10 protein-coding genes are annotated in these 21,961 nt (G+C 65.0%); 2 read left to right on the top strand and 8 right to left on the bottom strand.

Annotated elements, in window-relative coordinates; translation table 11 throughout:
• Nucleotides 1–3: 3 nt before the first annotated feature.
• Nucleotides 4–1,809 carry a site-specific DNA-methyltransferase gene (locus AC0L5F_RS00280; protein ID WP_473314607.1) on the bottom strand — a complete coding sequence of 602 codons (1,806 nt, stop codon included), beginning with the start codon at nucleotides 1,807–1,809 and terminating at the stop codon, nucleotides 4–6.
• A gap of 103 nt (nucleotides 1,810–1,912) precedes the next feature.
• Between AC0L5F_RS00280 and AC0L5F_RS00275 the strand changes: the two genes are divergently transcribed.
• On the top strand, nucleotides 1,913–4,663 hold the full coding sequence (locus AC0L5F_RS00275) for an ATP-dependent helicase (RefSeq protein ID WP_473314606.1): 2,751 nt from the start codon (nucleotides 1,913–1,915) through the stop codon (nucleotides 4,661–4,663).
• On the opposite strand, the gene AC0L5F_RS00270 is transcribed toward AC0L5F_RS00275, so the two are convergent.
• The 7 genes from AC0L5F_RS00270 to AC0L5F_RS00240 form a co-directional block, all read right to left on the bottom strand.
• A complete protein-coding gene (locus AC0L5F_RS00270) occupies nucleotides 4,660–5,967 on the bottom strand; it encodes an AAA domain-containing protein (protein ID WP_473314605.1) in 1,308 nt (435 codons plus the stop codon). The two genes, AC0L5F_RS00275 and AC0L5F_RS00270, sit on opposite strands and share 4 nt — an antisense overlap.
• Complete coding sequence (locus tag AC0L5F_RS00265) at nucleotides 5,964–7,337, bottom strand: hypothetical protein (protein WP_473314604.1); 1,374 nt, start codon at nucleotides 7,335–7,337, stop codon at nucleotides 5,964–5,966. Before AC0L5F_RS00265 ends, AC0L5F_RS00270 begins: the two co-directional genes overlap by 4 nt.
• 185 nt (nucleotides 7,338–7,522) lie before the next feature.
• The gene (locus tag AC0L5F_RS00260) at nucleotides 7,523–8,575 is read right to left on the bottom strand and encodes a hypothetical protein (protein WP_473314603.1); all 1,053 of its coding nucleotides are present in this window, start codon (nucleotides 8,573–8,575) and stop codon (nucleotides 7,523–7,525) included.
• Nucleotides 8,572–9,753 (bottom strand): hypothetical protein, encoded by a 1,182-nt coding sequence (locus tag AC0L5F_RS00255; protein WP_473314602.1) that lies wholly within the window; start codon nucleotides 9,751–9,753, stop codon nucleotides 8,572–8,574. Before AC0L5F_RS00255 ends, AC0L5F_RS00260 begins: the two co-directional genes overlap by 4 nt.
• A gap of 1,076 nt (nucleotides 9,754–10,829) precedes the next feature.
• Nucleotides 10,830–12,098 carry a hypothetical protein gene (locus tag AC0L5F_RS00250; RefSeq protein WP_473314601.1) on the bottom strand — a complete coding sequence of 423 codons (1,269 nt, stop codon included), beginning with the start codon at nucleotides 12,096–12,098 and terminating at the stop codon, nucleotides 10,830–10,832.
• Between the two features lie 150 nt (nucleotides 12,099–12,248).
• A complete protein-coding gene (locus tag AC0L5F_RS00245; protein WP_473314600.1) occupies nucleotides 12,249–17,561 on the bottom strand; it encodes a DEAD/DEAH box helicase in 5,313 nt (1,770 codons plus the stop codon).
• 7 nt (nucleotides 17,562–17,568) lie between these two features.
• Nucleotides 17,569–20,247 (bottom strand): hypothetical protein, encoded by a 2,679-nt coding sequence (locus AC0L5F_RS00240; protein ID WP_473314599.1) that lies wholly within the window; start codon nucleotides 20,245–20,247, stop codon nucleotides 17,569–17,571.
• A 462-nt stretch (nucleotides 20,248–20,709) separates the two neighbouring features.
• Here AC0L5F_RS00240 and AC0L5F_RS00235 point away from each other — a divergent pair, with 462 nt between their 5' ends.
• A complete protein-coding gene (locus tag AC0L5F_RS00235) occupies nucleotides 20,710–21,906 on the top strand; it encodes a hypothetical protein (protein WP_473314597.1) in 1,197 nt (398 codons plus the stop codon).
• Nucleotides 21,907–21,961 lie beyond the last annotated feature (55 nt).

The following is a 21,961-nucleotide window of genomic DNA, read 5'->3' as shown; positions in this document are numbered from 1 at the left end:
ATGTCACACCGTCTTCAGCGTAATGCCGAGGTTTCGAGCATTGGTGACCGCATTAGCCTTCAGCGCATCCTTGCCGGCGAGGTCATCTTCGAGAAGTACAACCACCCTGGGCTTCATCTCCAAAATCTCGCTAACGACCTCAGCGGTGAGGTCCTGGCTGATTGCCACCGCAACGCCACCGGCGACACGAACCGACGTGCCATCGAGTTCGACTAGTTTCCAACGCTCGTCAAAGGAAACGCCCTCGCGTAGGAACACCTCCGCGGCGATGTTGCTCGTGGTCGGTGTGTCGTCGTCCAGAGTCGAAGGTCTCAGATCTAGAACTCCGTCCTCGATCTCTGACCACGGAATGAAACTGCTTCGTCCCAACGAATACGCCCGCACGCCTCCACCGCCAATGTTGGCGTCGACCCACCTAATTCGCGCCAGGGTGATGTCTGCGACGGTGCTGAAGCCCGCAGCTCTCGCTTCCGACCCCTGCGGCGTGGCCTCCGGAATATTCACGCTGATGACACGGCGGTTTCCTCCGTCCTCAGCATTTTGTGCCGCGACGGCGTGGGCGGTCGAACCAGAGCCCGCAAAGAAATCGAGGATTACGTCCTCGCTCGTAGGCTCGGTGATGAGTTCCAAGACCCGGCGAATCAGACGGGTCGGCTTAGGCGTATCGAATACCTGCGAGCCAAAAATCTCCTTGATTTCGCTCGTCGCTTCGCGTGTGCTGCCGACGTCAGCCGCATCCCACAAGTTCTCCGGTGTTCGCCCTTCCTGGTCCGCAAGGTAGATCTTTCGAACGATTCGTGACTGGTCGTGGGAGAAGACAATCTCACCGGTAGCGATCTTGCTCTGGACCGTCTCCGCGCTCCAACGCCATCCATTGGGCGGAGGAGCTATCTGACCACCGTTCGGCGTCGGAATTGGATACCGGAGATTTGGACGAGGCGCAGGGTTGCGGACGTCTCCGCTGCGCCAGGGCCCCCGTGGATCGTTGTCTGGATTCGAGTACGCGCGGTTGTGCTCCTCCTGACGCGCAAGCTGGAATCCTCCAAGATCGTCCGAACGACGGAAGATCAAGATCTGATTGTGCTGACGAGAAAAGTAGGTCTCGTTGTTCCTGCTTTGCTTTGTATGATTCCAGACAACGTTGGCTACGAAGTTCTCCGCCCCAAAAACTTCGTCCATCAACAGGCGCAAGTTTGCGGCTTCGTTGTCATCAATAGCCACAAAGATCGCGCCATCCTGACGAAGAAGGTTCCTCGCGAGCACCAGTCTCGGATACATCATCGTCAGCCAGCGGCTGTGATGGCGACCGCCCGTGTCGATGTCCGCCGACAGTCGGTTGCCCGACTCGTCGGTCTGGCCTGTGTAGTGCAGGTAGCCGCGCAGGCCATCGCCGAAGTCGTCCTCGTATACGAAATCATTCCCCGTGTTATACGGCGGGTCGATAAAGATCGCCTTGACACGATCGTTGTAGCTCTTTTGGAGAAGTTTCAAGACCTCCAGGTTGTCACCCTCTACAAACACGTTCGTGGCGGAATCGAAGTTGATCGAATCGCGAACGTTCGGGCGTAGGGTCGCTGCGGTCGGGGTAAGAAGTGACTTGACGGCCTCGTGTTTCCCAGCCCACATCAGCCCGAATCGCTCGCGACCGTCAGACGCGGAAGTTACCGGCAAGTCGAGCAGCTCACCAAGTCGGGTCGCGTCGACCACCCCATCGGCGACCACTCCCGGGAGCAGATCCTCGACGATCGCGCGCTTCTGCGCTGCCAGGTCTGGAGTCTCGAGATCCACCCGCGTGGGCTCTTCGGTCATGCCTTCAGTCCCCTTCGTCGAGCATCAGCGCCGGCCTCGAGATTAGCGAATCGCGCGGCCGAAATCGGGCCGAAACGTCCCTCGAACGAACTATCTTGAGGCGGTGGCGACAGATTCTTACGAAATTCCGGAACTCCAGGGCGAAGCGGCTGATGCCGTCGCGCATCGCGGCAGCCATGTGCAGATCATCGCGGCGGCAGGGTCGGGCAAGACGGAAGTCGTCTCGCAGCGCGTGGCTGCGCTCCTCGCAGACGGTGAGCCGGCGGAGTCAATCGTCGCCTTCACCTTCACCGAGAAGGCTGCCGCCGAGCTCAAGGAACGAATCCGGCTCCGGGTCGAGGCCAAGATCGGCGACGCTGCGACCGACCGGCTGGGACGCATGTACGTCGGCACGATCCACGGCTTCTGCTTCCGCCTCCTCCAGACCTATGTGGCGAAGTACGAGACGTACACGCCGCTCGACCCCAACCAGCTGACAAACCTGCTGTACCGAGAGTCCAACCGATTGAAGCTGCGTCGTCTCGACGAGAAGGAGCGCGTGTTCCGCGGAATCGCCGCATTCCAGGAGAACATCGACGTCGTCGAGAACGAGATGATGCCGATCACCGATCTCCCCGACGGAGCACTGCGGGACTCGGCCGAGCTCTACTACGCGATGCTCGACGGCTACCGCTTCATGTCGTTCGGCACCCAGATCGTCGAGGCTGTCCGGGCGCTAGAAGAGCCCGATGTTCACGCAGCCGTCACGGCCGATCTACGCCACCTCATCGTCGACGAGTATCAAGACGTGAATCCGGCGCAGGAGCGGCTCATCTCTCTGCTGTCCAAGCCGCTGGGGACCGCCGATGTCGTCGTGGTCGGCGACGACGACCAAGCCATCTATCAGTGGCGTGGGTCCAACGTCGCCAACATCGTCTCCTTCGCGGATCGCTACGACGGAGTCACGCAGTTCAACTTGCTGACCAACCGTCGCTCGCGACCTGGAATCGTCCAGGTCGCCAACGGTTTCGCCAAGACCATCCCCGAACGGCTAGCCAAGGAGATGGGGACGTTTCGAGCCGAGGACGGTCCCGCCATCTCCATCGCCGTCGGCCACGAGGACGAGCAGGCCGAAGCCGACGCGATCGCGCTCGACATCGAAGACCTGCACGCGTCAGGAGTGCGCTATCGGGACATCGCCATCCTGGTCCGCGGCCGCGCTGCGTACGCCAAGATTCTCGATGCGCTCGACCTGTCCAAGATCCCGGTCCAGCCAGGTGGGCGTACTGGACTGTTCGAGCAGCCCGAAGCGGCCGTCTTTGGTGCGACGTTCGCCTGGCTGTCCGGTGTTGACTGGGCGCCCGGGCGTTTCATCAAGCGCGAGACAATTCATCTTGACGATTTACTCAGGGACTATCGCCAGGTCTTCAACCTGAGCGACGACCTCGTCGAGCGGCTCCAGGGGCACCTGATCCGGTGGAGATCGAAGACGACTCAAGAACCGCCCGACTTCGACCCGAGCCTGGTCGGTGAGTTCTACGCTCTGACGGCTCTCCTCGAGATTGCCGGCTGGGACCTGAGCGACGCGCTCCAGCGCAATCGGCTTGGGACGATTGCTCGATTCACCAGCGTGCTCGCTGACTACGAGTCGGTCACTCGCCGATCCCGTCGCGACCCCGATGTGCCGAACGAGCAAGTCGGAGGCTCCATCGGCAACGAGTGGTTCTACAAGAACTTCGCGATCCTGCTGACGAACTACGCCAACGGCAACTACGACGGATTCGACGGCGAGGAGGACCTACTGGGCGACGGTGTCGCCGTGGGCACTGTTCACGGCGCGAAGGGACTCGAGTGGCCGATCGTCTTCCTACCCTCGCTCACCGCAGGCAGGTTCCCGTCGAGTCGCGCAGGGACAGTCCGGCCTTGGCTGGTCCCCCGGACCTCCTTCGACGCAGCCCGCTACGAGGGGTCCGACGCGGAAGAACGACGGTTGTTCTACGTAGCGCTCACTCGAGCCCGCGACTGGGTGTCGCTCTCATCGCACCTGAAAGTCACGAAGAACGCGGTCAAGCCGTCGCCGTACATCGTCGAAGCGAATAAGCTGGCGGTCAGCGCGGGACTGCCGACCAACACCGAGCCACGCGGCATCGAGACGCCCGACATGGCCGTCACCTACAGCGAGCTCGAGGCGTACCTGTCCTGCCCGCGGTCCTACCTCCTCCGCAACGAGCTCGGCTTCATGCCAGCAGTCAAGTCCGAGATCGGATACGGCAACGCCGTGCACCATGTCATGCGAATGATCGCCGAGCTCGCACGCACCACGGGTCAGGTGCCGAAGCCGCGAGTCATCAATGACCTGATCACGTCTGACTTCTTCCTCCCGTTCGCGAATAAGGCCGCACACAAGGAGATGCGCGAGAAGGCTCGCAAGCTGATCTTCAAGTACGTCAGCGATCACCAGGACGATCTCCGGCGCACGTGGGCGACTGAACGCCCGTTCGAGCTCTACCTCGATGGCGTCGTGGTCAGCGGTCGCGCCGACGTGATCTACGACGAGCACGAAGGGAAGATCGACAACCTCGCCATCGTCGACTACAAGTCATCCACGCAGGGAGAGATTCACCCTCTTCAGCTCCAGATCTACGCCGACGCGGGCCGCCGAGAAGGTCTGACCGTCGGGGGCGCCTTCGTCCACGACATGGGGGCGACCCAGAGACACACGATCGACGTGTCCGACGATGCGATCGCGAAGACCGAGCAGGTCGTCATCGAGACCGCGGCTCTCATGAAGGCACGGGACTTCACTCCCAAGCCTGAGAAGTCGAAGTGTGCGTCCTGCGACGTCCGCACAGTGTGCGGATCCGCGGCTGGCTAGAGCGGTCGCACCCGATCGGCCTCAGCCAGCGCAGACCAGAACCGCAGGTGAGCGTCGTGTCCCCGACCAACCGTGTCGGGACGTCCCGGCGCCTGCTCCGCAGACGGGACGTGATTCAGCAAGGTCTCGGGCACGTGGTCGCGAGTCAAGATGATCAGCGCGGACTGATGACGGGACGCCATGACGCAGAGCCGCCCCGTCTCGAGATCGAATGACGACGGCGAGACGACCCCGCTCAACGGATGAATCGCGATCATGACCGGCCGCTCGAGGCCCTGCCATCGCTCGGGGGTGTCGACTCGGACGTCGATGTACGGTCCGCCTAGCGACTGCTCGATGGCAGCGTTCATCACGCGGTGAGAGCTCGTCACACCAATATCGGCTGCCACCAGCTCACGTGACGGCTCACCGGTGCGGATGTGCGCATTGTTAACGAGAAGGTCCGCAACGACCTGCGAAACCGATTGAGCAAGCACGTGGTCGACCTCGATAGGTGGCCCATCGGGCGGAGTGGGGATCGTCAGCACCAGAGGTGCACCGGTCGACAGATCTGCCCACGCGTGGGTCGGCGGCAGATCCAGACCGCGGGTACCTGGCTCGACGTACGCGGCAAAGTCGAAGTCGTAGAAGGGCTTGACGAAATCAACCGACTCGGCCGGGAGCCGGCGACACGCGGGGATCGACGAGCTGAGCCCGTCGGCCATCAACCCGTCGTCTGCCAGCACGACCGATGGCGCGGCCGCATGCGGTGCGCGGGGCGACGTCTCCCATCGACGAACGTCGATAGTCACCACCGGTGGGATCTGTCCAGGGTCGCCGATCAGGAGAAACCGCTCGCTCACGTTGGCGCACTGCATGAGGTCGGCCCATCCCATCTGCCACGCCTCGTCGATGGCCAGCAGCGCGAACGGCTCGTCGATACGCGTGAGTGACCACTTCGCTGTGGTGCCGACCACCACACCCGCTGATGGAGGAAGGTCATCGACCTTCGACGCCCACCCCACCGACGACGGAAAGCCCGCGGGAGCGAGATGGCCGGCGCTGGCGAAACGGGTCACGACGAGCTCGGCAAAGTCCGGCCCCGCCAGGCGGCGACAGATGTCGTCGGCCTGCGCGTTCGTCTGAGCGGCCACGGCGATTCGCATGCCGCTCGACACCAGTCGCTTCAGCACGTACGTCAGCGTGTGCGTCTTGCCCGAGCCCGGTGGCGCCTTCACGACAGCCAGTCGCCCACCGCCGAGGAAGTGATCAGCGAGATCGAGCTCGAGGTCGTCGTAGCGCTGGTCAAGGTCTTGCTTGTTCACACGTCACCCTCGATCTGTCGGATGTCGTCCAGGATGACCTCCGGGACATCGTTCGCGATGTCGACAGGTTGCGCCGCTGGCGCGCGTCCGTGGGTCAGCCATGCTCCTGGGCCGTCCTTCGCCTTCCACACGGCCTGGCTCCGGCGCATCGTCAGGTCAGCGGCGTCGGAGAGCACGAAGCTCATGTCGAGGCCGACCCAGTCGGATGAGACCGGTTTGTCTGCAATGCCAGCGGTGATCGCCATCGTCTTGCGCCCTGACCACTCGAGTCGGAGCCGGACACTCGTCTCGGTCTGGTTGATCGACTCGACGACAGCCCAGTGGCCAGCCGACCGCAACGGCACGACGCGCCCGCCTTCTCTGACCCGGCGGGGACGATCGCCGGTGATCTCAACGTCCCAGATGGGGCGAACCGACCGCGGGTTGGATGACGCGTCCTCCACGTGCACCACACGTACCTGGAGTCCGTGCCCGGTCTCGCACGCGTCATCGAACAGCACGGGGTCGTCGTGGATCAGAGCGTTGAGGTACTTCTCCTCTGCCGACGCAAAGTTCAAGTAGTTCGAGGCCGCGGAAGAGCCGTGGAAGTCGGTCTCCGGATGCGGCACAAACGGCGGCGCTCCGCTCGGGTCAGCGATCTTGAGCTCGTTTGACTGGACTCGGTACCAGAACTCCGCGAGCGAGTCGGTGACGAGACGGCCAACACCACCGTTACTCGGACGCGAGTCGGAGTTGAGCCACTCATAGGCCATCTCAGCCAGGAGCCACCGCGAGTCGAGCTCACGCTGCAACACGTCTGCGATCGTGCCTTCCAGAGCCGCCACATCTCTGCCCTCACGAATGAGCGAACGGCGCGCGCCCACGGGGCGATCGAGCTCGTCGCGCTCGACCTCGGGGTTCATCGTGGGTGACACCGCACTCGCCTCTGAAAGCGTCGCCGCTTGCAGCCGTGCCTGCCGATCGCCTGAGGTCGTGAGCCACCCCATGAGATAGCCGAGGTGCGCCTGCCTCACGTCCTGCGCCGGGAACGCATACGCCTCGCGGACAGCAGCATTCGCGTCGATGACGTGCTGGCTACCCCGGCGCGACGTCTCGCGGAAGAGCCAACCGGCAAGTCGACCACCGGCCCTGAGCACCTCGTTGTTGGCGCCGCCAAACTTTGTCTGCGCATACGCGTATTCCAGCTGGTGGAGCATCGCGAGATGCCCGCCGTTGGGGACCCAGATCTGGCGGAGGTCCTCTGGCTTGGCATCCTTCGGTTGCGGATCAAACGTCCAGTTGTGGACACGAAAGTGCTCCAGGAGATCTTCGGCGAGCTCGGCGCAGATGACTGCCACGTCGTCCCGCACACGTCCGTCGGGGACGGACACGAACCGCGGAGTCTCTCCGGGGTGACCCCAGGCGATGCCCCATGGGCGCGACTCCCCCGCCATCCGCACGAAGCTGACGATCAGCACGTGCTCCGGGGGCGCGATCGCATGATGAAGTGTCGCGAATCGCGCTCGAGGCTCTCCCGACTCCCACGCACGCAGCCGGCGCGCGACCTCCGCTGCCGTCACAGGGTGGTGCCCAGCTGTCGCTGCAGATCGCGTTCTCGATCGTCTTCAGGCATCGCACCGTTCATCAGCTCGAGGGCCCTGCTGATCGTCGTGGACCCGAGCGTTCGGTCCACCGTCTCGCCGAGAATGATTCCGCGGTCTGCGGCGGTCGCCTCCTCGTGGCAGCGAGGAGCGAGGTCACAGAACCCGAGGCAGGCGTCGGAGTAGGCCGTCTCTGCGTGGAGTACTCGGTCCATCAGAGCGGGTTGGTCCGCCGAGAAGTCATCGTCTCTCACGATCGACTGGGCCACTTCCTCGAGCCGCGCGAAGCCGCGCTCGGCCCTCACCGACTGATAGGTCAGGTCTTCATTGGCGCGGATGGACGGCTGGTTGGAACCAGGCCAGGTAAACACCAGGATTCCCTCGCTGGAGACCCTGACCCGCTGGAGCCCCAGCACCTCGATTGCCGTCTCCAGTGCCCGTTGGTAGAGGCCAGCCTGAGCGCGCGCAGACGAGAGCTGGCGAGGGTCCGTGTGGCCGCCACGATCTGGAAACACCTTGACCTCACCGACCTGGAGAACCGGATGGTCTCCGTCCAGCGTCACCGTGACGAGGTCGATGATGAGGAGCGCCTCCGGGAGAATGACTCCCCGCGGGATCTTGATCATGGGCGCAGCGACGATTGATGCTGTGGCCTCACCCGCATCGAGATCAACGAGCCATCGCTGCGTCGCCTGGATGGCGGCGTCGACGCTCATGACCGAGCTCCCACCATTCATCTTCAGCCGAAGATCGAGAAACCCGGTCGAATCGTCTGGCAGGCTCCCCTTGCGCTCCAACGCACTCCGCAGTCGTTCTGCATCATCGCGGAACAGCCCCGCTTCAAACACATTGCCGCGCGCGATAGCAAACGGCGACTGACCAAACGAGGGAGTGAGACCGACCGACGACGCCACGCTGTCCATGCGCACGTTGTGCACAGCCGACAGCGTGTTGGCCTCGCAGGTCGGATTGCTGGCCCACTGCTCGAATCGCGCGCGCGTGTTGCGGCGCGCTTCTTCGCGGCTCATTCGGCCCGTCCGAGCGACAGCGCCTGTGGCGCACGACGTGCCAGTGGAGAGAAGTCAGCGAACTGCTCGACCTGGCGCCTGAAGTCGTCTCCCGTGCTCCAGTGAAACAGCTTCTCGATCCGCCCCAGATCGCCGTGTTGCGCGATCGTGCGGTTGGCGTGCTCCAACAGCATCGTCTCCGTGTCGGTCTGCCCCTGGAGCTCTGCTCGAGCCAGCTCCTCGAAGTACCCAGCGAGCTCCGGCTGGACGACCGTGTAGTGCCACAACCGGACGATGTGCATGCGGACGACGTTCAGATCAGCCTCTTTGAGGGTCTGTAGCCGCTCGACGAGAAGCTCGCGGTTGGACTGCAGCGAGCTCGCCTTCTTCTTGAGCCAGAAGCCCCTTGGATCGGATTCAGCGGTTTTGAGGAAATCCTCGACGGCTCCGCGGGCCATCTGCTGGTCCTCGATGATGTCCTTGTAGTGCGGCGCGATCATCGCCCACGACTGCTCGGGCAGGTGGCCGGCGTGCCGGCTCGCTCCAACGACCTCTTCCACGAGCTTCCGAGTCGCGAAGATCGATGAGTCGAGCTCGCGGCGCGCGATGTTCTCGAGCGTCTGAACGCCCTCGACGATGTCGCTGAGCTTGGCCTCGATGGCGGCCATCTGCATCTGCGTGCTCACCGCGCCCATGACGTTGGCGGCGGCGAGAGCGCCGCCCGCGACCTTGCCGGCCGACGGAGTCAGCCGTGCGACGTGCTCCCACTTGCCGGCGGAACTCCGGACCACGGCGAGCGTCTTGCCGGCCTTGTCCGTTGCCATGGCACCCTCGCGGATCGCCTTCGCCGTGGCGCCGTCAACCATGACGAGTCGGCCCGACGCCTGTGCGGCTTCGACTCCACTGCGCAGCGCAGCGGACACGCTCGCCGCCGCCGAGCGAGCCAGATCGGCGGGCACCAGATCACCCTCAATTCGTGACGCCTGAGAGAAGACGACGAACTCGTTCGGCCTTCCGGTCGGGAGGAACACCTCATCCCCGGCTGCAAGTGCCGCGCCGACGCGCTCGATCTCTTGCTGCTCGACCGTCTCGACCTCGGTCAGAGGGGCTACCGGCACCCGAGCGGTCCGTCGCGCGAACAGCACGGCGGCAAACCCGACCAGCACGCCAGAAATCCCGACGATGACACCCGCAGTCACTTCAATCTCCTCCCGATGACCGAGTGCATTGTCTCCCCTTGAGGCAGTTCCGCTGAGGCATTACGCGACATCCTGATCAAAAATGGCTCGTTCGAGTCAGCTGACCGGTGAAGCCGGCCGCTGATCGGATCAAGGTCCGCCAACGTCTCGACACGATCGAAAGGTCCTAGCAAGCTCATCGCCATCGCCGCTGCGCTCGTCCCGACTGTCGCAAACGTGCTCGCGGTCGTCTTGAGAAGCGCGCGACCTCGCCGCATTGCGACAGACATAGCCACCACCCACGACTTCGGAGGACACCGGCCGCGTGCCCAAGGCAGTGCAGCCTCGATTACACCGGCGAAGTTCAGACGTGCCTCGAGCAGTCGTCTGCTCTGACGGTGGCTCATTTAGCAAGCGACGTGAGGTCCACGATCAACTCGCTGCCCGCGGAACGTGCCGCCGAGAGCGCCGAACAACTCCGACCTCGGCGAGCGTTCAGCCAATCCGTCGGCGTGTGGAACTCGCGCCCCGCTCCTCGCGACCCTGGCGCGGATGCACCTACCTTTCGATGAGATCGCGCCGCAGCTGAGTCATCACCTCGAGGCGCTTCTCGCTCGAGGAACTTGGCTCGAGTATTCCCGTCGCGACCTGGAACGCACAGGCACGGCCTGCGCGCGAGGAGGTCAAGAGAGGCCTCCGAGCTTGAGCGGCCCGAGTCGGCCCCCACTGAGGCGGGGTGGCGCAGTGTCCAGGACGAAGTGCTCCTCATCGCTATTGTGATTGGTCACCGCGAGCCCGCGACGTTCAAGTCGGACGTCGCACCTTTCGTTGCGGACGTGTGGAGCATGTCGAGTCAGGGCTCAATATCGACGACCGCTTCGCCAGCGCGGTCCGACGAGCGCATCACGCTGTCAACGTCGAGCGGCCCAAGCTGACAATGTAGGGGGCCTGAGACTTTCAGACGCCGTATGACCCATGCGGAATGCCGTCGCTCACTCGACACGACCATGTGACGCACACTGACTTGCTCCCGTCGCCGCTGGGCGGGATGGCTCAGCGTCTCGCGCACGAGCGGGACGCAGGACGCTCGACGCTCTTCAGTCCCGCGCCGAGTCGACGTACGTGAGGTCTGCCGCAACCATGTTCACGGTGTCGAGAAGAATCGCCACCGGTAGGTCTGAGTCGTCGTAGCCGACGTAGACCTCAGAGACGCCTAGGTCCGGAGGGCCGAAGGTACTTGGGCGGACGATCAGGGCGCCGCTTCCCTGCCCGTTCCACCGGACGGGGTGATTGGCGATCGGGTAGGCGAGACGTGTCTCCTCGGGCGTCTGGTCCGAGAACATGCAGACCCCACCATCGCCCACGGCCTTCCAGGTCTCGTCGACCGCGCCGGGCGCGTAGGACCAGCGGGCGGGAAGTCCGACGTCGAAGCGCACGAGGTAGCCAGCGTCTCCCATCTCGGGATCGTCGACGAGGAACACCGGATACACGCCTGGCTCGCACGTCAGTCCCAGCCTCGCCGAGCCGGCCACGATCTCGTCGGCTTCGTGCTGCACGGCACCCAACATCAGCTCGCCGGCCAGGGGAACAGATCCGATCGGCCTGACGTACACCTCGGCGGGGAGGTAGTGCTCGTCGTCAACATCGTCCTGGGCGGCGCGAACCCGTGGATCGTTCTCGTCGATCTGGACGCCTGCGCCTGGCACGTAGGCCGGGATCCAGAACGGCTCCACGCGCCTGATCAGGCTCGACAGGTCCGCGTCGGGGTGAAGCCGCAAGCCGCCGAACACCGCCTGTCGCCACGGGTCGACACCCGACGACGGCTCAACCAGCCGGGATCCGGCTGCGAGGTCGATGACGAGCTCCGTGACCTCACCATCGCGGTCGCGACCGGTCCACAGCCGCACCCGACCGTCTGGAGCGCCGCCCTCCGTCGCCTGCTGGGCAACGTTGAGGAATAGACCGTCGAACGCGGCGTGCGAGAAAACGCCCACGCCGTGCTGGTGCTGCGTGGTGCGGCGAACGTAGAACCTGGACGACCGACCGTCCGGTGCCACCACGTCCTCGAGGTCTCTCACTGCCTGACTCGCCGCGGCGTCTGAGATCCACAGCGTCACGGGGCCGACCCGGCGCGGGCTGGTGACCGTGGAGACGTCCCATTCGCTGGTTTGACCGTCTCGGAGTCGAATCCGCACCGCCTCGACCGTCCCAGCAGGGGCCCACGGCTCGTAGCGCGGCAACTCGTCCGCTCCGCGTTCCTCGAATCCTATGGCTATGCCGTTCGCGTCGATCTCCTGCTCGATCCCGGGCCAAGAGTGCTCGCCGATGGAGCCGAGCAGGTCGACCGACACAGATCCGCTCGGCACGTCTAGGTCGGCTAGAACTACACCCTCGAGCACCTGCACTCGCAGGCTACGGCTGGGCACGGAACGCTGCTCGTCGCTGCCTGCAGCGGTCGCCGTCAGCGGGCGTGCAGGGTGGGTGAACCATGGATTCATCGTGTGCTCCTCAATCGCTCAGACGCCCTGGAGCGCGGACCAGATGCGGAACGGGAAGCGCTCGAGCTCAAGAAAGTCTGACACCATGCCGGTGCTGGCGCCCGCGACCGCGGATCGCTGAATCTCGTTCCATCCGTCGCGATCACGCCGCCAGAGGGGATGTCCGAGGACGATCGCTCGCCCGTGCGCCCGGAGAACGGGAAGCGGACCATTGGTGTCCACGTCGACGCCTCCGAACTGGCCGAACGCCTCGGCAAACTGCGCCGTACGGCGTTCAAGCGTGCCCATCCACCTCGCGAGGTCGAGCGGCCTGCCGAGGGCCAGGTCGACGACGTCGAGCCCCAGACGCCAGTTGAGCCCCCAGTGGTCGAATCGATTCTCGTAGCTCCGGAGGCACGACGGGCACGACGTGGCGCAGGAGTCTCGGTGCTCTGGCGCCTCCAGCCGGCCGCCCATGTCGGTGCGGATCGCCTCGAGAAGCTGCCTCAGCCGTGTCACGTCGCCGAGTTCGAGCGCGTAGCCCGCGCCGTTGTCGAGGGCATCGGCGACGAACACACGGCGTGACAGCACGCCGCTCTTGGACCACGGCTGGAGCCCGACTTGCAGCTCGGACTCGTCGATGTCCAGCTCGTCCTTGGCTGCACGGCGAAGCATCTCGGCGAACGTCATCAACGCGGACTCGCCAGCCGGACACTCGAACCCAGTCGAGACCACGTCGCCGACCAGGTCAAGCCCAGAGAGCTCTAGCAGGAGGACGTCGGTGCGACGCACCTCGCCGATCGCCGCCTCGCCGATCGACGGAGAGTCGCGCATGAATGGAGGGAGCGCCGATTCGTACAGCTCTGGGTTCTTGGCGACAACGGTCGAGTCACCGAGTCGAGTCAGGTCAAACAATCGACGGTTGTTGTCGTTGATGCTGACGACCTCGGCCTGCTCGAGAAGACCAAAGGCAAGACCACCAACTGTCTCCGAATCGCTGTACGTCGTCGACGACGACAGCTCGGAGTACCCGTGGTGGTAGGGCGCCTCGTGGCTGTCGTCGTAGTCGATCGTCGTGTACATGGTCCGGAAACCGGCAGGCTGGTAGACGAGGTAGGCGTCCTGTTCTCCCCCGCAGACGGCGCAGCCCGCGACGTCCTCGGTCTGTCTGGTCTCGACCGCACCACAGGTCTTGCACCGGCGAACCCTGATCTCGCCCGCCAGCGGGTTGGTCGATCGGTAACGATGACCGGACGGCTCGTACGCCGCGAATCCAATCGCCAGGTGCTGGGACCCGTCCTTGACCGTCACCGATCCAGGTGCGAACGACCGGATCGACATGCCGAGATCGCGGCTGGAGACGATCGCCTCGCGCAGGTCCTCGTGCTTCTCGACCTTGCCGCCATACAGATCTCGCGACCGGGTGGGAAATCCGAACATCGGAAGCACTCCGGCGTTGGCGAGCAGCTCGCTGAGCTCGGGGTGGTGGAAGTACGGGTTGCCCACTGCCTCGTCGACGCGATCGAGGAGGGAGTTCCGCGCCCACGAGGCGACGCGTTCAGGATCGATCTCGGTGTGTGCGCAGAAGTACGCCGCAACCGACTCGATCTCATCAGCCGACGCCTCGATCCAACCCTGGACGTGGCCGCGGTTGTGCTCCCACTCCGCGCTCGGCCCGAACTTGCCGTGCACGTTCGGGCGATACGGCGCTGTGTCGACGCGGTCGTGGAAAGCCCGCCGCAGCACCTCCGCGGCCACCACGCGCTCGACGATCTTGGGACGCTGAAGGTCGATGAACGGAGGAGGTGGAGTCGCCGACGTCATGTGCACGACGTTCGTGAAGTAGTACTCGTCATGCGATCGGTCGCGACACACGGTGACAGCGAACGAGAACGGCTGACCCTTGCGGCCAGCTCGACCCACGCGCTGCTGGTAGTTGAACCGCTTGGGCGGCATGTTCGCCATGGTCACGGAGCGCAGCGAACCAATGTCGACACCGACCTCCATCGTCGTCGTCACCGACAGCACGTCCAGGGCATCGGTCAGCGGGTTCTCGGCGGGTGCTGGAAGAACCGCACCCTTGAAACGCCTCTGCCGGTCGCGCTGCTTGTCGAGACTCGTCTGTCCGGTCAGCTCTGCGACGGCCATGCGACGGATCGGCTTCTGGGCGAGCCAGCCGTAGTAGCTCTGCTCGTCAGGGCTCGAGGGCTCCTCCTCGAGCTTGCGAGACTCGCAATCGAGCATCGAGCAGACGCCACCCGACGGGTGGAGGTAGCTGGCCCCACAGTTCGCGCACACCCATCGACTCGATCCTGCCTCGATCATCTCGAGCGCGACATCCGGGTCGTCCACACGAAGCACCCACGACGTGTCGATCACGCCAGTGGCCTGCAGGTGCTCGGCCACCTTGCCGGCGAGGACGTCGGCATCGACCTCGTGCACGGCAGCGATCCGCTTGAGGTACGCACCGACCAGCCGTGGAGTGGAGGTGGCTGCGGCGTCGGACGCGCCAGCAAACCTCTTGGAACGACCCAGGAGACGGATGGTCGTGTCGACCAGCTCGCGAGCCACATCTGTGGGCACGCCGAGATCGCCGGGCGCCGGTTCAGCCGTGGTGACGTACCCGATGCCAGACGACTCCATGTCGCGACCGCCCCGATCGAAGATCGCCTCGGCGACCTGACGCCCGACGTTGCGCTTGAACTCCCTCTGCTCGTCGCCCACGACGGCCGAGTCGAGCGGCTTCCACAGACCAGGCTCGGGGGGCTCCACCAGTCGGTTCCACTTCTGGTCAGTCGGTCCGAACGTCTGCCGTGATGCGCCCGCACCCGACGGGTTGATGCCTGCCGCCACGAGGCGCGACTGGACCCGAGCCACGAGAGCCGACCACCGAAGGTTGCCCGATGCCGACTCGGCGGCCTTGATCCGCGCCAGGTCGTCGTCCTCCGCAGCGCCGGCCTTGGCCAGCTTGAGTGACATGTGAAGCAGCGGATCATCCTTGGCGAGCTGCTCGGCGACCGCGCGTCTATCCTCGGGCACGCTGCCGTCGACCAGGGCCGAGATCAGCGCGAACGGATCCTCGTGATCCGCGAGCGTCTGGCGAACCACTTGGCGGACCTGGTCGCGATAGGTGTTCAGGGCGATCCCAGCCGCAGTCCGAGCCGCGTCGTCCCGACTGTCGGTGAAGACGATCGTGCGCGAGTCCTCGGCCACGTCACCCGTGGAGCGGAAGATCTCCGACACGACCATCTGGGTCAGCTGCGCCTGGCCGGTGGTGTGAGCGCGGATCGGACTCCGCACCTTCCCGCCGAAGAAGGCCGCGACGTCCTGCTTGCCTGACCCACGGCCGCATCGAGGACAGACCTCGGGCAGCGCAGGGATGGACTGCGACTTGTCGGGCAGCTCGGAGTGGGAGATGCCGACCACCTGCGGTCCGTTCATCCCGGGCATGATCGCCCCGAGACGTGCCTGGTAGCTGACTGGCACGAAGGACATCTCGACGTTCTTGGACTTTGGCCCGCCCGACTCGACCGCTTCAAGAACATTCGGAGCCTTGCGCTTCTTCAGCTCACCGTTCGCCGGCTCATCGCTGAGCCACAGCCAGCGGTACTCGTCATGACTGCGCTGGAACGCGAAGGCGCCCCCGGGACGGTCCTCGGTCGGCACCGTGGACAGGAAGAACACACCGTCCCGGGCTTCGATGACGTAGCCACCGAGCGAAACCTCACCGCACTCGAAGCAGTAGAGCAGCTCGAGCACCCGCCCACCGCACTCGCACGTGAGCCGCGCCGTGTCGTAGATCTTCCCGACGCGTCGATCGGTCGACGGTGCCGCCACGGCCGTGCACTCGCGATCAGAGCAGGCCCACATGCCCTTCATGCCTCGCACCATCAGATGGGCGCGGAACGGAATCGCGTCGGCGGGTGCGCGGTCGGCCAGGATGTCGATCAGGCGCTCGACTCCCTCCACACCCCTCGGGTCGTCCTCAAACAGACGCGTGGCGAGATCGACGACCGAGGCGGACCGATACTCGCCGGCACCGTCCCTACAAGCAACGGCCATGGCGACAGACGCGTCGACGAGTGCGTCGTCTGTCAGCTCGCCCGAGATCACGGAGTCGACGTCGACGACGGCCCCGTCCAGTGGGCGTCGCTCGCCAGGTTCGACGTGGACGGTGGCCGCGTCGACGCCGAAGAAGTTCTGGACGAACTCCGGGCCCTGCTCGACGTCGCCCAGGGAGGCGCTGGTGCCGATGACCCTGATCTGGTCGGATCCGGGGGCCAAGCCCATTCTCGCGGCAAGGTTCCTGACCACCATCGCGACCTCGGCACCTGAGGTGCCGCGATAGAGATGGACCTCGTCGACGACGAGGGTGAATACGTGGTTGGCATCCTCGGCCAGCCAGCTGGCGGTCTTCGCGAAGAGTCCGTCCTCGATGCTGCGCATCAGCATCGCGTTCAGCATCGAGTAGTTGGTCACCAGCACGTCGGGTGGTGTCGCCACGATGTCCCACCGCGTGGTCAGCTCGCCCTCCATGATCGATGGGAACTGGTTCAGCAGGTCCGGCGATGCGTGGGCGGCGATCGCTCCTCGATCCCGCTCCGCCGAACGAATGCCTTCTGCGACGCGGGCTACGCGCGCCTCGCTCGACTTGCCCCTCGGGATCTCCTTCGACCCCGGCGTCGCACCGTTGTAGCGACCGAACCAGATGTCGACTGGTGCTGCGCCCGAGCGAAGACGAGCGACCGCACCGCGGAGTCGAGACATCTGGTCCTCGACGAGAGCGTTCGTCGGGTAGAGGATCATGGCGCGCATCGCGGGCTTGCGAGCAGTCTGCATCCGAGCCGGCGCCCACGCGTCGGCCTTCTTCTCAGAACGCCACCATTCGTGGATCGGGGCGACACCGGAAGCGCCGGCCTCGCCCGCGATGCGTGTGAGGAGCGGAAGCAGGAACGCCTCGGTCTTGCCTGAGCCGGTGCCTGACGTCACGACGACGTTGCGCTTCTCGTCGCCGCGAGAGAGGTGGACACGCAGTGCCTCAACCTGGTGACGGCGAAGTCGCACCTGGGAGGCTTGATCGAGGTCGAGGCCGAAGACCGCGCAGGAGACCCTGGCGAGGAGGTCAGGTTCGACGCCCGCTGCGTCTGCGGCCTCCGCGATCGAGGCGACGCCGTCGTAGGGGACGACGGGCTCGAGCAGCAGCGGCGTGAAGAGCTTCGACTGTCCGCCCACCAGCAGTTCACGGCGCTCGGCACGCAGGTCTTCGTCGCGGAGGCCGAACGCGGTGTCGATGTAGCGGAGAAAGGTCTCGCGCAGACCGCGCTCGAGCGCGAGCGGTGACGGGAAGGTCATCTTTCTCCTAAGACGAGAGCTTGGCGTAGAGGACGTCGGCGACCGAACGCGGCACGTCCCGGTACTGAAGCGCAGCTGACGTGGACCGAGGCGCAAGCCCCGAAGCAACCACCGCGGCTCTCGCGTAGAGACCCGGGAGATCAGCACCCCGAGGCACCAGAACGGACTCGCTGAGCGAGTGATACGCGACGAGCGGGTCCTTGGCCCAGGCGCTCGCTACGTGCTTGACCACCTGCACGTTGCTGATCCGGATCGATCCGAGCGCGAGGTCCTCCTCGTTCCGCACGCAATAGACCCGCGAGAAGTTCGTGATCCGGTAGGCACCGACCGTCGTCATAGAGTCTGCCTCCAACCACTTCGCGGACGGTGTGTCCCACCGCTCGATCCGCTTGCTCGCAGGCAGGGGACGCCGTGGCATGCCGTTCACGAGATCGGTCACGTTCGGCAAGGCGGCAGCGAGGCGGAGCGCCGGGTTGGAGTCGAGCACGCGAACCCCGTGGTCGCTCAGCACGCTCGCGACATCGTGGTGATGGACGTCCAGCCCCGAGACTCGGATCGTCCTGACGTGACCATCGGCGTCGTCTCGAATGGTGCCTGCCAGCCGCGCAGCAGCGAGCCGCAGGTCGGTCACGAGCGACGGCGACGTGCGACCGCTCAGGTACCAGCCCGAACCAGTCGGGACGAGTGTCGGAAAGTTCACGCCCCACTCAACGATGTTGCTCATGTCGTCACGTCGCAGGTCGACGTGTCCCACCGCCTCGAGATCGCGCGCGTAGGTGTCGGCAAACACGGCGCTCGACTCAGCCGCACCGGCCACCCGCGCCAGGTCGTTCATGGACCCCGAGCCGACGTGCGAGATGGCGTCGAGCATCACGGCTGCGTGCTCCGTGTGCTCAGTCCTGACGGCAGGGAGCCCACTCGCCAGCTGGTTGACGTGCAGCTTCTTCACGACCGGGGTCTTCGACTTCTTCTTCGCCGCCCAGGCTGTGGTCGGGAACCGCCGCACGATGCCGCACGTCTCGCACTCACCTTCGACCGACGCAGATGACGGACGCCCTGCGCCAGCTGGCGGGAGGTGAAAACGGTGTGCGCCAGTGTGCATGCACGAATCGTCCCCCAGCTGGCGCCCCACCCGGATGCGTTCACGCTTCTTGCTGGCCACCGCGGCGGGCGGCCGCTTCCAGAACTCGGGAATCGCAACGGCTGCGCCGGAAGCGACGACACCCTCGTCCACCAGGACGCCGTCGATGTTCGGCACTCCTGATCGCTCGGCCGCCGAGATGGGCCAGAACGAGTCGTGCCCAGGCTCGTAGACGAGTCGACCCCCGTCGATCGCCTCGGCGGAGACAGGGTTGTCAGCGGAACGCAGACGAAGCAGCGCCGTCGACGCGGGCGTCTTCGCGGCACCGACGAATAGCGTGAAGAAGTACTCGCCGTCCTGGAGGTTCAGAGACGAGACGTCGACCACTGCGGACTCGCCCTCGAACTCGAGCCGATCGAGCTCGACTCCCATCCGTGACCCTTCATCGACCCGGACCATGATGCGCTCTGCCCCGGCGGCGACCGCATGGAGCTCGGGTGGCGACATCGTCGACCACTTGCGCAGGTTTCCGGGAAGGCTCAGCCCACCCGAGAAGGCCAGGCTCGTCTGCGCACGCGGGATCAGTGGCAGGAAGTCCCTGTGGAAGCTTCCCTCGACGGCCGCCATGATCTGGACGTCCGAGACGACGACCCATCCATCGGGCAGACCCGCCATGGACTCGTGGATCTTGAAGCCTGGACGGGCGGCGACCTCGAGGAATTCCACGAGCCGGGTCTGCGTCGACTTCAACGCGAGCAGGAGCACCTGATCGCCACGCTCGACTCGCTCGACCTCGACGTAGGCGCTCTGCAGGTCGTGCCAGCGCAGGGGAACCACTCGCCGTGGCCGCCGTTCCACTACTCGCCCGCCCTCGCCCACCGTTCCCTCCAGGTAGTCGATGAGCAGGCTGTCCAGGTCGAGGGCGTCGATGTGTGCGAGCCGCCCGGTCCCACCGGCGCCGACGGCGACGTCCAGCGCGACCTGCCCTTCGCCGGCGCTGACGACGAGTGCCTCGGCCTTCGCTTCGACCAGCGGGACCAGCATGTTGATCTCGAGCGCCTCGCCGAGGAACTGGCGAAGCACGGCCAGCAGACGCAGGTCACCGAACGAACGGACCGCAGCCTGCTGCAGCTCACCGTCGCCGAAGCTCGCACCGTCCCAGGCCTCGAGCTCGAGGCAGACCACCGACAGCATGCGCTCTCGTGCAGTCGCGTTCTCGAACAGAGCGCGAAAAGCCTGCGTCAGCGGAGAGGGACTGCGAGACACCCAGCCGCTCAGGATGTCCTCCATGTCGCGCGGAGTCATCTGGAGGCCTGGTGGCAGCCCTTCCGCTCGAAAGATCTTCGTCAGCTGGTTGCGGTCGTGCTCGCGCACCAGTGCCTGTGACATCGGCAACCCGACGTGGCGGTGTCCAATCGCGTACGCCGTGGGGGTTCCACGCGATCCCTCCCAGGCGACCAACCAGTCGTTCAACGACGCCCAGACATCTTCGGCGACGTTCTGATAGTCGGTCGTGAGCCGGGAGAAACGGTCATCGGGGACATCGAGGAGGTGCGCGAGCCGCCCGTAGTAGTTGTTGGCCGCCATCCCGTCGCCGGCAGCCATCTGGTCAGCCGCTACGGCGAGGATGACAGCCAGTCCGATCGTGGGAGGGGTCGCTAGTGGATCAGTCTCCGCCCGAAGCCGCTCGACGTACCAGCGGAAGGGTGAAACTCCTTGGTCGTCGAGATTGAGCGTCGATCGCGTCACGTGGCACAGGTACTCCAACGCTCCCTGCCCACTCGTGTCGATCCCCTCGACGGCCCTGGACAGTTCCGACTCCTCGGCTCCCACATAGACCGGTCGCCCGGCGTGATCGAGGCTGAACATGACCTCAGCCAGACGCTCGTTCAACTCTAGGTACTTGGCGCGCGACACAGTTCTCCTCCCGAGCGTTTCGAACGCTATCTGTTGTCTATGTCACGGGAGCGCGAAACGCCATCACCTGTCTCGAAATAGTTCGATCGAGCCAGTCGCGACCTGCCCGATCGTCCGCCTGCCGAGCCGCACCCTTGGTAGAACTGGCATGTGGCCTACCTCGTCGACCAGATCACCTCCAGCGGCGCAGTTGTCTCCAATGTCGACAAGACGCTGTCCGAGAGTGAGAAGAACGCGCTCTTGCTCGCCGCCCTCCCTGGTGCGACGGTCGCCACGCAGGGCAGGTTGCGCGTCGTGACGTTCGAGGATCAGGTGATCTTCAAGGCGCAGGTCACGCACCTCGGTCACCCGTGGCCTGAATTCAAGAAGCGGATCCAGATCCCGAACACCTGGGTCGCCGCCGCGAGCGACGCCGCGACCGACGGGCTGCGCGTGCGGTTCATCGGGATCTATCACCACGACGACGTGACGCTCTTCGTCGACTTCGACCCGGCGACGTACCTGACCCGCAAGGCGAACAACTCTGCTGCGCATGTCGCGACGAACGACCTCTTCCAGGCGCAGACACTCGGCCAGTTCTCGCGCACGGATCGCAACGGGAACCGACTGACGAGCGTCCGGACCGACCAGCTCGCGACCTACCTGCGCGACGGGTTCACGTCCAGGCAGCCGCAGCTGGCAGCGCTGGAGGCGTTCAACGAGACATTCCTGACCGGGTCGACGATCCACGCGCTCGACGCGGTCACGGAGATGCATTCTGCCGGATGGCCCGACACCTTCCAGGCGGAGTGGCCCGGCTTCTTCACCGAGTTCAAGCTCGACGAGTCGCTTCGCCTCCAGGGTCCACCCGTTCTGATCGAGCACCGCAAGACGAAGAAGCGGGGCGAGTACGACTACGACCTGGGAATCATGGGCACGCACGGACTCGAGTTCTACGGCGACCTCAAGGCGTCGAACGTTGCTTACAACGAGTCCCCCGGCAACGACGCTGCCGACCTCGCTCGATGCGTCCAGGAGTTCGGGCGTTTTTGGTACGTGATCTACGAGCACGAGACCACCCACGCCAAGGATCACGGGGACGTCGCCACGATCGAGTGGAACAAGTGGAAGCTCGAGCAGGGAAAGGCGGTCCTCCCGTTCAGTCCGCTGTCCTACGCGACCAGATTCAAGGCGTCCGTCCGATTCGTTCGCATGGTCGTCCTCGAGGTGAACGCAGCCAACTTCCACGTCGTGCTCGGCGACTTCGCACAGGGCAAGCAGCCTGGCGGCGGAGCCCGCGCGATGAAGGTCAAGATCAAGAAGAAGGACATCGACAACTTCCTGGTCTACTCTGCCGAGGTCCCCTAGCAGACCGAGAACGCGAACCCGCCGCGTGACGCCAGGCTGCGCGATCGGCGAAGAT

The sequence above is a fragment of the Aeromicrobium sp. 10G20-16 genome, from assembly GCF_055809665.1.
The sequence above is the reverse complement of the archived record's forward strand: the minus strand, read 5'-3'. Positions and strand labels throughout refer to the sequence as shown.

What these genes read in the sequence shown, in the direction of transcription:
- AC0L5F_RS00240 (WP_473314599.1), bottom strand. Translation starts at nt 20,247, where the DNA reads ATGGCTGCCGGCGACGGGATGGCGGCCAACAACTACTACGGGCGGCTC.
- AC0L5F_RS00280 (WP_473314607.1), bottom strand. Translation starts at nt 1,809, where the DNA reads ATGACCGAAGAGCCCACGCGGGTGGATCTCGAGACTCCAGACCTGGCA.
- AC0L5F_RS00260 (WP_473314603.1), bottom strand. Translation starts at nt 8,575, where the DNA reads ATGAGCCGCGAAGAAGCGCGCCGCAACACGCGCGCGCGATTCGAGCAG.
- AC0L5F_RS00245 (WP_473314600.1), bottom strand. Translation starts at nt 17,561, where the DNA reads ATGACCTTCCCGTCACCGCTCGCGCTCGAGCGCGGTCTGCGCGAGACC.